Raw genomic sequence first — 13,034 nt, 5'->3', positions numbered from 1 at the left:
ATAATCAGGACTTGACTCCATCGGAAGGGCTCCGATGGACAAAACCACACAAGGGAACAGGCAAAATGTCTATCGGAAGGGCTCCGATGGACAAAACCGCCCAAGGGAACAGGCAAAATGTCTATCGCAAAGGTTCCGATGGACAAAACTACATAGAGAACCAGGAAAAATGTCTTTCACAGAGATTCTTAGGATCACTCATAATAAGTCCAATTACGTACCCCTACCGTCTTAAAATGTCTCTCTAGAATTCTGCTTATTCTTTTCTTGGACTTAACCAACACACACCATTCGTGCACAACCTTGGTCGTTATTTTCAGATTAGGAAAAAGAATCTTAATCTCCTTCACATTACGTAAAACAGCAGATTCAACTATCTCTTTGCATCCACAATCATTACACGTAACAATCTTTCCCAAGACAGTGATCATAAACGAACCACAATCTCTGCAAGTTATCCCCTTCTTCAGTTGCTCATAGTCATATGGCGGTACCTTAATAAATGAGAAGTCCCTTTCATGTAACGAAACTAGTTTTTCAGCTAGCTCCTTATTCTGGTTGGTTAATTTCGACGGAGTTGCATTTAATTCTTCCAATAATTTGTCTAACTGCGTTGGATAAATGATAGGTTCGTTAAGAGGAGCTTGGTATAAGGTAAACCGGGGGTTAATAAAAACAACCTTTCCCTCAATAGTTACATTATATCCGTGCTTTTGGAGTAATTGGCGGAATAAGGATTTGCTGCGCTTCAACTGATAGAGCGGATTCTTAATTTCCTTTTCAGCGAGCGTCTCAAAGGCGCCGTTGCGAAAACAATAATCTCCTTCGGAGTTTTTTACATCAAAAAGGCTAATTGTCTTTTGAAAAATGATCGTGGTATCTAGTTGGAATGTCGTGTCATTAATCTTCAGCACCAAATCATTTAAAATATAACACTCACTCTTAATCTTCTCTGTTAACAAATCAAACTGAACTTCACCCGCATAGCCTTTTTCTTGGTATAAATAATACCGTTTCTCCTCGCGTGATAGATTCATTCGGTTGTGTAAAATTCGTAATTTGATTAATTCAACAGGGACTGTTCGGGCTTTAAAAGGCATTTCCCACTTCCTCTCTCATTTTCAAAACTCCATATTTATCATATAAAAATTAACAGTCGAAATGCGTGAATATTTTGTTAATCTTTTCTCGAACTTATTGCAATCGTTTTCAACTGCCGAAAATTTTAAACCTCCGTTTCCAAAGATATTAAACTCTTCCCTTTTTTAAATTTGTTAAAGTTAGAACCAGATAAACCAATAAAGATAGGAGGTTAAAAGCTTGCAAGAATTAGTAAATACCCAAAAGGAAACCGCTTTAAAAATTCCAACCGAAAAGAAAGCAGCATCAAAATTGAAAAGCAAACTTGATTATATCAAGAAAAACTACCATCTCTATTTGCTTATTGCACCAGCTGTTATTCTAACTATCATTTTTAAATACATCCCTATGTATGGAGCGGTTATTGCCTTTAAAGATTTTAGTACGATCAAAGGGATATTAGGCAGTGATTGGGTCGGTTTTGATAATTTTACCAAATTCTTATCTTCACCAAATTTTGCAGACATTTTTATGAATACGCTTAAACTTAGTTTTTTTGGACTAATCATAGGGTTTCCAGTTCCGATTATCCTTGCGTTAATGCTTAATCAACTGCGCAGGGCAGCTGTTAAAAAGAATATTCAACTTGTACTCTATGCACCAAACTTTATTTCGGTAGTCGTAATCGTGGGTATGGTGTTCATTTTCCTATCACCAACAGGTCCCATCAATCAACTTGTTAGTTTCATAACAGGAAAGCCACTTATGTTTATGTCAAACCCAGATTACTTCAGGTCGATCTATATCATCTCTGGCATTTGGCAGGCTGCAGGCTGGTCATCGATTATCTACGTTGCCGCTTTAGCTAATGTGGACCCTGAATTGCACAACGCAGCAACAATTGATGGAGCAAATATTCTTCAAAGAATGATCCATATCGATTTACCGACACTGAAGCCATTAATGGCCGTGACCTTTATTTTGGCAGCGGGGGGGATTATGTCGATTGGCTTTGAAAAGGCCTATTTAATGCAAACCTCAATGAATTTACCTTCATCAGAAATCCTGCCTACTTATGTATATAAGGTAGGGTTGCAGGCAGGTGATTATGCTTATTCAACAGCGGTTGGCCTATTCAATTCAGTTATTAACGTCATTCTATTATTTGTTGTAAATAAAATCGTGAAGAAATTAAACGAAGGAGAAGGTTTATATTAACGAAAAAGGAGTCTTGATATGAATATTAAGCACACCCGCATAGACCGAATCATATTAGGCTTTAATAATATCTTTCTATGCATTGCTGTATTAGTCGTGTTAGTGCCCTTGGTTTATGTCGTCCTAGCCTCATTCATGGATCCAACGGTTCTATTAAATAAAGGGATTTCATTCAATTTTTCAGAATGGAGTTTTAAAGGGTATCAGCTGATTTTAACCAATGATGCAATGGTGCGCGGCTTTATCAATTCGATTCTTTACTCGGTAGGATTCGCGATTATCACTGTTGTAGTCTGTATTTTCGCGGCCTATCCGTTATCGGTAAATGGTTTTGTCGGGAAGAACTTCTTCATGACACTATTTATGATCACCATGTTTTTCGGGGGCGGGCTTATCCCCACTTACCTAGTTGTAAAAGACCTCGGGATGTTAAATACCCCTTGGGCGATTTTAATCCCCGGAGCCGTTAATGTTTGGAATATTATCTTGGCAAGGACTTATTTCAAAGGGATTCCGTATGAATTGCATGAAGCAGCTAAGGTTGATGGAGCATCTGATCTATTAATCTTCTTTAAAATCGTTTTGCCGCTTTCCAAACCAATTATCTTCGTTTTGGCGATGTATGCGTTTGTTGGTCAATGGAACTCTTACTTTGATGCAATGATTTATCTCGAAGATCCAAATTTACACCCATTACAATTAGTGCTGAGATCGATATTGATTCAAAATCAAACCGGTCCTGGAATGATTAGTGATCAGCAGGCAATGGCTGAACTTAAAAAGCTCTCAGAAATGATTAAATACTCATCGATTGTCATTTCCAGTCTGCCTCTAATGGTCATGTATCCATTCTTCCAAAAATATTTTGAAAAAGGTGTTATGGTGGGCTCATTGAAATAATGAGCCGATTTAATAGATTTTCTTGTAAATGCTTACACACAACATTTAGGAGGATAATTATATGAAAAATGTAAAAAAAGTTATGGCTGCCTCACTTGCTACAATATTGCTAGTTTCAGGATGCAGTGACAGCGGTAAAAGTGAAACAGCATCATCCAAAGAATACAAACTAAAGGATATTTCATTTCCTTTAAAGGAAAAAGTGACATTAAACTTTATGACGCAAAGCTCGCCATTGGCGCCGGCTGATCCTAATAAAAAGCTAATTTATAAGCGTTTAGAAGAACAGTCTGGTGTTCATATTAAGTGGAAAAACTACACCTCAGATGCTTTTATTGAAAAAAGAAACCTGGCAATGGCGAGCGGTGATTTGCCGGACGCGATCTTAGACGCAGGTTTTAATGACCATGATCTATTAAAGCTAGCAAAAGATGGGGCGATTATTCCAGTAGAAGATTTAATTGAGAAATACATGCCTAACTTACAAAAGGTCCTCGAGGCTGCACCTGAATATAAAGCGATGATGACGGCTCCTGATGGACATATTTATTCCTTTCCATGGATTGAGGAGCTGGGCTCAGGGAAAGAAAGTATTCACTCGGTCGATGATTTCCCATGGATTAATGTTGAATGGTTAAACAAATTAGGATTAAAAATGCCGACAACAACAGAAGAATTAAAGCAAGTATTGATTGCTTTTAAAACAAAAGATCCAAATGGTAACGGAAAAGCTGATGAAATCCCGATGTCATTCATTGGTAAGCAAGCAGGAGGGGAAGACTTAGCATTCTTATTTGGTTCATTTGGCCTTGGGGAAAACTGGGATCATACGGTTGTAAGCAATGATGGGAAAGTCACCTTTACTGCCTCAGATAAAGGCTATAAAGAAGGGATTAAATTCCTCAATGAATTATATAAAGAAGGCCTAATCGATGTGGAAGCGTTTGAACAGGATTGGAATACGTATCTAGCAAAGGGTAAAGATAATCGTTATGGTTTATATTTCACTTGGGATAAAGCTAATATTACCGGAATGAATGACAAGTATGACTTAATGAAGCCGCTGGCTGGTCCTGATGGTCATGTGAACGTAGCTAGAACCAATGGTATGGGCTTTGACCGAGGTCGAATGGTTATTACAAGTGCTGATAAAAATATTGAATTAACGGCAAAATGGATCGATCAATTATATGAGCCAAAACAATCTGTACAAAACAACTGGGGAACATATGGCGATAAAAAGCAGCAAAACATCTTTGAATTAGACGAAACGGCAGGAATGCTAAAACACTTACCATTAGAAGGTGCTGCGCCAGTTGAATTAAGACAAAAAACAAATGTCGGTGGGCCATTAGCGATTTTAGATGAGTACTACGGAAAAGTTACCACCAAACCAGATGACGCGGCATGGAGATTAGGGCTAATGAAGGATGTTATGGTTCCGCATATGACTGCCGAAAATATTTATCCAAGAGTATTTTTCTCTCTTGAAGATAGTGACAAGCTTACTACCATTGAAACAGATATGTTTGCTTATGTGATGAGAAAACGTGCGGAATGGATTCAAAATGGCAAAGTGGAAAAAGAGTGGGATGGATATTTGAAAGAATTAGATCGTCTAGGGTTACAAGATTGGATAAAAATCAAACAAGCAGGATACGATAGAGCGACAAAATAATAGATGAAAGTTTTGGCTGAGGCTGTACAGTGCAAGCATTCGTACAGCCTTATTCGAATGTAAAATAACAAAGGAGTGAAACCGAATGACACAACGATATAATGAAAAACATCGGCCGCAATTTCATTTTTCACCTGAGGAAAAATGGATGAACGACCCGAACGGAATGGTCTTTTTTAATGATGAATATCACCTTTTCTATCAGTACCATCCCTTTGGGACCACATGGGGGCCCATGCACTGGGGACATGCGGTTAGTAAAGATCTAATTCACTGGGAACAACTGCCGATCGCGCTATATCCAGATGAGCATGGTGCAATTTTCTCTGGAAGTGCAGTAGTGGATTGGAATAACACATCAGGATTTTTCCAGAATGGACCTGGGTTGGTAGCCATTTATACGAGTGCGGATAACTATCCAGATTCCGAGCGGCCGCGTCAGCGTCAAAGTCTTGCTTATAGTACCGACAATGGAAGAACATGGACCAAATACGAAGGAAATCCCGTACTTTCTGATGTAAACATTACCGATTATCGTGATCCAAAGGTTTTTTGGCATGAAGAAACAAATAAATGGGTAATGGTGCTAGCGACTGGACAATCCATCACCATTTACACCTCTTCAAACCTAAAAGATTGGGAGTTTGCAAGTGAATTTGGAAATAATGCTGGGTCACATGACGGCGTTTGGGAATGCCCTGACTTGTTTCAATTGCCAGTAGATGGTGATGAAAACATCCAAAAATGGGTCCTGTTTGTCAGCATTGGTGATAATCATGATTTCAAAGAAGGTTCAAGAACACAATATTTTATAGGTGATTTTGACGGAACAACCTTTGTAAATGAAAATACTGATGAAACAATTCTTTGGATGGATCATGGCAGGGATAATTATGCAGGCGTAAGTTGGTCTGATATCCCAGCTGAAGATGGAAGAAGAATTTATATTGGCTGGATGAGTAACTGGCGCTATGCAAACCAAGTACCAACTGAAGATTGGCGGAGTGCGATGACCTTGCCAAGAGAATTATCGTTAACTTCTAGTGACGATGGAGTTCGCTTGGTCCAGAAAGTAGTACCAGAAATTAATTCGATTCGAAAAGGTTCACAGGGTTATCAAAATCTAACGATTGAATCAAACCAACCCACATCTTTTAACATGTTCAGTCCATTAATGGAAGTGAATATGGAGTTTGAAAAACAAACTTCTAATTCCTTTGGTATCGTTTTACAAAGTTCTGAAGATGAAAAGACAGTGATTCGTTATGATGTGGAAAAGGAACTAATATCAGTTGACAGAACTAATGCTGGAGAAAATAGTTTTTCAGAATCTTTCCCAGCGGTACAAAATGCTTCGCTGAAGACGAAAAATGACAGAATCAAACTTCAAATCTTTATTGATGCTTCTTCCATAGAAGTATTTGCAAATGATGGCAAGGTAGTATTTACTAGCTTAATCTTTCCAAACCAACCATATGAGAAAATTGTTTTATTTTCAAACGAAGGAAATATCCGAGTGTCTTCATTAAAACTAACAGAACTAGATTCCATTTGGGAGAAGTAACTTTATTTTTAGGCAAAGCTCTAATCGAATAAATTGGGTTAGAGCCTTGTTTTTGGAAGAGAGGACAAAGGATGAAACCAACTTTGATAAAATGGACTTCTGTATTTTTGTCCATCGTACTTATCGCTGCCTCCATGGGCACGATTCTTGTTGATCCTACAACAGGCTGGGCAACCGAATCGAATGAAACGGGAAGTAAAGAAACGCGGGAGGGTGCGACAATTATTGAAAGTGTATCCAAAACAATTACTAATCTGACAGACTGGCAAATTAAAGGGAAAGGCACGTTAGAAGACACTGAACAGGGACTTTTGCTTACTTCAGAACCTAAAGAGAATGTAATGGCTATATCAAGTGTTAATTCTGAAGATTTTATTTATGAAGCGGATGTAAAAATAATAGACATGAATGCGGACGCCACCCTAGTATTCCGTTCTAATGAAGATGGCTGGGGCTCTTACATGTTGCAAATCGTTCCAAATGCGGGAATCATTCGTCTTCGTGATGCTCGTGACAAGGAAAAATTAAAAGAGGAATTCCAAGTTAACCTGCAAGAGGGAGGAATCTATCATCTGAAGGTGAAGGTGGTTGGAGATCATATCAAAGTTTATTGGGGGAATCAGTATGCTCCTATTATTGATGTCCATAATGCTACATATCATAAGGGTTTTCTTGGCCTTAATGTATGGGATGGAGCAGCGTTGTTTCAAAATGTAAAAGTTAGCGAACTTTCTACAAATCTAGGCCGATCCCTATATAAGGAAGGAAGCTGGGAACCAGCAATCAAAGGTCTGAAGGGAATTGCTGTTGATGGTGTGAAAGCCAAGCAAATCTACAATAAGAGTGCAAGTGACTTTGTGCTTGAAGGAAATATTTCTTTTGATCAAGCTCCATCAGAAGCAGCACTTTCATTTCGTACCAATGAACAAGGAACAACTGGTTACCAGGCCGTGCTTATGAAAGAAGGAAGTACTGTCAAAGCACATTTGGAGAAGGCGGACGGTACTGTGCTCAAAACATCTGACCGCACCTATTTAACCAAAAAAGGTGCCAAACACCATCTTGAAATTATAACAAACGGCAATCAAATCGAACTTTATGTTGATGGATATTCTGAGGCAGCTGTAAAAGTGGCGGATATGAGTTACAGTACTGGATTTTCCGGATTTTCTGTAACATCAGGTTCTGCTTATTTCCAGGATATTTATCTTGTTCCAACATCCAGCTATTACAAAGAAAAATATCGACCAAATTATCATTATACTCCAGCTCGAGGCTCTGTAAGTGATCCGAATGGGCTCGTCTACTTTGAAGGCGAGTATCATTTATTTCACCAAGATGGGGGGACTTGGGCTCATGCAGTAAGTAAGGATATGGTGAATTGGAAACGCCTCCCTATTGCTTTGCCATGGAATGATCATGGGCATGTTTGGTCTGGTTCTGCTGTAGCGGACCTGAATAATGCTTCCGGTTTATTCACTAATTCTGGTGGTAAAGGGCTAATTGCATACTACACTTCCTTTAATCCAGATGGACCTAATGGTAATCAGCGTATTGGTCTTGCCTACAGTTCTGATCAGGGACGTACTTGGAAATATTCAACGGAGTCCCCAATTGTCATTGAGAATCCGGGCAAGAATGGAGAAGATCCAGGAGGCTGGGACTTCCGTGATCCTAAAGTAGTCCGGGATGATGCGAACAATCGATGGGTCATGGTTGTATCTGGAGGAGATCACATTCGCTTTTTTACTTCTACTAACCTAATAGATTGGAAGCTTACTGATAATTTTGGTTATGGAAATTATGTTCGTGGCGGTGTATGGGAATGCCCTGATCTCTTCGAACTTCAGGTAGACGGTACGGGAGAGAAAAAATGGGTTCTGATGATTAGTACAGGAGCAAATCCGAAGACGCAGGGATCCGATGCGGAGTATTTTGTAGGGCATTTGACAGCGGATGGTAAATTCGTCAATGACAATACAGCAGGTAAAGTACTGAAAACGGATTACGGGAAGGAGTTCTACGCATCTATGTCCTTCGCCAATATGCCGGATAACCGTCGTGTGATAATGGCATGGATGACCAACTGGGATTATCCATTCGCTTTTCCAACTATGGGCTGGAAGGGAGAATTGACTATTCCGAGAGAATTAAGATTGGTGAAAACAGATGAAGGGATAAGACTTGCACAAGCTCCTATTAAGGAACTACAGTCGATTCGCAGTACCATTTTCCAGACACAGAACAAGGTAGTCAATCCGACTAATGCCTCCAACTTGTTGAAGGGAATCTCTTCAGGAGCATTTGAAATAGAAGCGGAGATTGAAATTCCTTCTACCAGCAAATTAACCGAATTTGGTTTTCATGTTCATGAAGGGGCTGACCAAAAAACAGTCGTTGGCTACAAAACTGCAGATAATCGAATATTCGTTGATCGTGCTGAGTCAGGAGAAACTGATTTCTCAAGACTATTTTCCACTTTACATGAAGCTCCTTTAAAACCGGATAATAAACGTATCAAAATGAATATCTTCGTAGATGATTCGTCCATTGAAGTATTTGCCAATGATGGAAAAGTAGTTTTTTCTGATGTTATTTTCCCTGATCCTTCAAGTCGCAGTGTGAATTTCTACACCAAGGGAGGCGATGTGAAAGTTGTATCCTTAAAAGTACATTCTCTTGCAGATACTTGGAACCAAAACGCGGATGAGGATACAAGAATTGTAATGGATACAAATCAAAGAGAGATGAATATCGGTGATTTTCTACCATTGTTTGCTTCCGTAGATAATGGAAAAGGAAAGGGAACTCAGTCAATTATTTGGAAATCTAGTAATTCCAATGTAGTAAAGGTTGATTCATCAACTAACTCAAAAGCAGTACTTAAAGCAGGAAGCAAAGGAGAAGCGATAATTACAGCCTCCACACCAAATGGAAAGGCTTCGGCAAGTGTAGTTGTAAGAGTGTATGAGGGTGAATTCCATACAAATCTGACTGGATGGAAATCAGATCTTTCTGCCTCCAAATGGACAATTACCGAAAATGGAATCCGTGGAACGCATACAAGTGATGCAAACTATATGGCCAAGGAAACTGCAGGAGACTTTACTTATGAAGCAGATATGATACTGGGACAAACAGGAGGAGCAGGTTCCGTTCTATTCCGGGCAAGTGAAGATGGAAGAAGCGGTTACTACTTCAATCTTGATCCGAATATGAAGGCTTTTCGTCTTTTTTACAAGATTGACGGTGGTTTTGAGGACCGTATGGTAATTGGGAAGGTGCCTGCCCTTATTCAACCAGGAAGGACATATAAGGTGAGAATCGAAGCGAAAGGTCCTCATATCCAGATTTATGTGGATAGTCAGAAAATCATGGATTTACAGGATGGAACCTTTGCAGAAGGCCATTTTGGTTTAAATGTATTTGGTGGTCAAGCCACCTATCAGAATGTTAATGTCAGCAATGTGTCAGAAGCAAACTTAACCGTAACAAGCTTTAAGAATATCGCAACCGGCAAAGCGATTTATACTGCCAATTCTCAGAACGGGGAGCCTGTGACCGTAGCTGATGCAGAAAAAGCTACAAAATGGACTTTGATTCCAACCGGTGATGAGCATGGTTCTTATTCCATACGTACAGAGGGCGGCAAAGCGTTAGATATGGATACAGGGCAAAATAAAATTCAGCTGTACAACTATCTTGGCTATAATAATCAGCGTTGGATTATTACCAAAAATGACAATGGTACTGTAAGAATCACTTCTGTTCATAATGGCAAGGCACTCGAAGTATCGAGAGAGGGAATTTTGACACTCAATGATTTGAATCCGGATCCGGAGCGTCAGCAGTGGACACTTTCGTCTGATATAAAATAAAGAGGTAAAAAAAACGCAAATTATCGTTAACTTCCAGTGATAGGTATTTTTATTTTTCGGCAGAGCTCTAATCAAAGGTTAGAGCTTTGTTTTTGCAAGGCCATGAACAAGTTACTATATAGAACAATTTGAAAGGACGGTTGAGCTAAAATGAAAAACAATTCATCAGTCATTTGTATTGGAGAAATATTAATCGATTTTTTCTGTACAGATATAGATTTTGATTTAGTAAAAGGTCAAAATTTTGTAAAACAGGCTGGGGGAGCCCCTGCGAATGTGTGTGCAGCGATTGTGAAACTGGGGGGCAATGCCTTATTCAGTGGAAAAGTTGGCAATGATCCGTTTGGGCATTTTTTAAAAAATACATTAGATGAAGTGAATGTCGATACCTCCATGCTTGTGCTCGATGATGAGCATCCAACAACATTAGCTTTTGTTTCGCTAAAAGCAAATGGAGAAAGAGATTTTGTTTTTAATCGCGGGGCAGATGCATTTTTAACGGAAAATGATCTTGATAAAAAAAGAATCATGGAATCGAGTATTCTACATTTTGGCTCAGCGACCGCTTTATTGGATGATCCATTTCAAACCACTTATTTAAATTTAATGCAGGATGCCAAAAATAAAGGAAAATTTATCTCATTTGACCCTAACTTTAGACATGACCTTTGGAAGGGAAGAAGAGAACAATTTGTAGAGTTGGTAAGAAAGGGAATCGCGATCGCTGATTTTGTCAAAGTCAGTGATGATGAATTAAAGGTTATCTCGGGAGCAGATAATTTAACAGAAGGAATCGCTGCCCTTCATCAAATAGGGGCAATAGCAGTAGCCGTTACGTTAGGGAAAGAAGGGACATTGATTTCAAATGACCATCACATCGAAACCATCCCTAGTATTGTAGTTGATGCAATCGATTCTACCGGTGCCGGGGATGCTTTCGTAGGAGCAACGCTTTACCAGCTGGCGAAAGCAGAAGAGCCGAAAAGTGTTTTAGAAGACTTCGCACACCTAAAACAAATCATTTCCTTTAGTAATAAAGTGGGAGCGATGGTCTGCACGAAAGTAGGGGCCATTTCTGTCCTGCCGACCCAAGTGGAAATAAACAGTTTTAAAGATACGCTGATTAAAAGTCTTTAAGTCAGTCCATTTTATAAGTTTAAGGGAGAGTGTCTAATGAAACTAGGTTTTATTGGTTGTGGTGTTATTGCGATGGCACATGTTGAAGGGTTGAAAGAGTTAAAAAGAAACGGAATTGAAACATTTGAATTGTCAGCGGTTTGTGATATTCAGCAGGAAAGGGCTGAGCAGTTTGCTTCAGAGGTGGAAAAGCGGTTAGGCAACCGTCCTGCAGTCTATACGGAATATCGTTTGATGTTGGAAAAAGAACAATTAGATGCCATATCCATCCTAATCAATCATGATTTGCATCATACAGTAGCAGAAGATTGCTTTGCAGCAGGGGTTCATGTACAAATGCAAAAGCCGCTTTCCATTTCCCCGTCTTTTGGCCGGAAAATGATCGCTGATGCAAAAAAGTATAATAGAGTCTTAACATTATCCGAACCCAGCGTATTAGGGGCAGAAAATGTTGCTATTGCTGAGGCAGTAAAAGAAGGTCTGATTGGTCGCGTATCTTTCATAATTGATTATGCAACTGTTACATTGAATCGCGGATTTTTCGCCGGTACGCCATGGCGTCATATGAAAGGTCAAGCAGGGGCGGGCTGGATCAATGATCATGGAGTTCATAGAACTCACTTTTTTACTGAGATTAATGGTTCGATTGATGAAGTTTTTGCCTATACGGAAATTTTTGAAAAAGAATTAAGTAATGGGAATGTAACGGTCAAACCTACGGGAGAAGACACGGCCGTTACGGTCTTCAAGTTTACAAATGGAGGACTCGGTCATTGGATGTGTGCTACATCAGCCCATGGTGAAGGGACAGGAGGTGTGTGGATTTATGGAAGTAAGGGATGCCTTCGCCCTGGGCTTCATGCAACTCTTGAAGATGGGAAAAAAATTCTGATGCCGGAATTGATTGAGCGGTTTGCCCCGAATATCGTTAAACATCCATTCGCTCATTCCTATGTAGAATTATGGGAAGCCATTGCTGAAAATAAAACACCTATTTCGAGTGCGATGAGAGGCCTGGAAGCATTAGGAGTTGTATTTGCTGCTCTTGAATCTGCAACAATCGGCAAGCCCGTTAAAGTTCAAGACATACTTAATGGGAAAAAACATGCCTATGAAGATACCGTTCTGGAAGAGATGAAATCAATCTTAACACCGGAACTTAAAGGATTAAGATAAAAGAAATAGGTTAGTAAATTAGGTACAGCCCTTTCTTAATTAAAGGAGGGCTTTTCACTTTAGTTTTTATGAACTATAGGAAGGAGAAGTAAATACATGCATAGTATACGTTGGGTATGGGGGTATATGCGGAATTACCAAGTTAAATTATTCTTTGGTCTTTCTCTCGTTCTAGTTGTTTCGTTACTAAATATGTTTAATCCCTATATTGCAGGTAAAATCATCGAAAAGGTCATTTATGGACATCAGAATGATTTATTATGGCCCCTGTTGGGATTAATGATTGGTGTAACCATAACCAAGACAGTGATTCGTTATAGGTATCAATTAATGTTTGAGCGGATTTCGCAAAATGTAATATTTACGATAAGGGAAGAGTTGTATACTCGTCTTCATCAATTGG

Annotated in this window: 8 protein-coding genes and 1 pseudogene; 8 read left to right on the top strand and 1 reads right to left on the bottom strand. The window is 39.3% G+C overall.

The features are described from left to right. Positions 1–194 precede the first annotated feature (194 nt). Entirely contained in the window at positions 195–1,100 is a 906-nt protein-coding gene (locus V7659_RS04075) for a nuclease-related domain-containing protein (protein ID WP_335538285.1), read from the bottom strand. Between the two features lie 262 nt (positions 1,101–1,362). On the opposite strand from V7659_RS04075, the gene V7659_RS04070 reads away from it, so the two are divergent. The 8 genes and pseudogenes from V7659_RS04070 to V7659_RS04035 form a co-directional block, all read left to right on the top strand. Beyond that, complete coding sequence (locus tag V7659_RS04070; protein ID WP_335538286.1) at positions 1,363–2,298, top strand: ABC transporter permease; 936 nt, start codon at positions 1,363–1,365, stop codon at positions 2,296–2,298. 18 nt (positions 2,299–2,316) lie between these two features. Then, the gene (locus tag V7659_RS04065; RefSeq protein WP_335538283.1) at positions 2,317–3,198 is read left to right on the top strand and encodes a carbohydrate ABC transporter permease; all 882 of its coding nucleotides are present in this window, start codon (positions 2,317–2,319) and stop codon (positions 3,196–3,198) included. A 61-nt stretch (positions 3,199–3,259) separates the two neighbouring features. Beyond that, complete coding sequence (locus V7659_RS04060) at positions 3,260–4,876, top strand: ABC transporter substrate-binding protein (protein ID WP_335538281.1); 1,617 nt, start codon at positions 3,260–3,262, stop codon at positions 4,874–4,876. Positions 4,877–4,961: 85 nt separating this feature from the next. Next, a complete protein-coding gene (locus tag V7659_RS04055; protein WP_335538280.1) occupies positions 4,962–6,440 on the top strand; it encodes a glycoside hydrolase family 32 protein in 1,479 nt (492 codons plus the stop codon). A gap of 71 nt (positions 6,441–6,511) precedes the next feature. Continuing rightward, positions 6,512–10,318: a GH32 C-terminal domain-containing protein gene (locus V7659_RS04050; RefSeq protein ID WP_335538279.1), complete on the top strand. Its 3,807-nt coding sequence runs from the start codon at positions 6,512–6,514 to the stop codon at positions 10,316–10,318. Between the two features lie 150 nt (positions 10,319–10,468). Then, positions 10,469–11,455 (top strand): carbohydrate kinase family protein, encoded by a 987-nt coding sequence (locus V7659_RS04045; protein ID WP_335538277.1) that lies wholly within the window; start codon positions 10,469–10,471, stop codon positions 11,453–11,455. A 36-nt stretch (positions 11,456–11,491) separates the two neighbouring features. Beyond that, a complete protein-coding gene (locus V7659_RS04040; RefSeq protein ID WP_144554336.1) occupies positions 11,492–12,631 on the top strand; it encodes a Gfo/Idh/MocA family protein in 1,140 nt (379 codons plus the stop codon). 96 nt (positions 12,632–12,727) lie between these two features. Next, positions 12,728–13,034: pseudogene (locus V7659_RS04035) on the top strand (ABC transporter ATP-binding protein); the annotation flags it as partial.

The sequence above is a fragment of the Neobacillus drentensis genome (assembly GCF_036966985.1).
In the GTDB taxonomy this organism is placed as follows: domain Bacteria; phylum Bacillota; class Bacilli; order Bacillales; family Cytobacillaceae; genus Neobacillus; species Neobacillus drentensis_E.
This window is presented reverse-complemented; position numbering and strand designations above follow the sequence as displayed.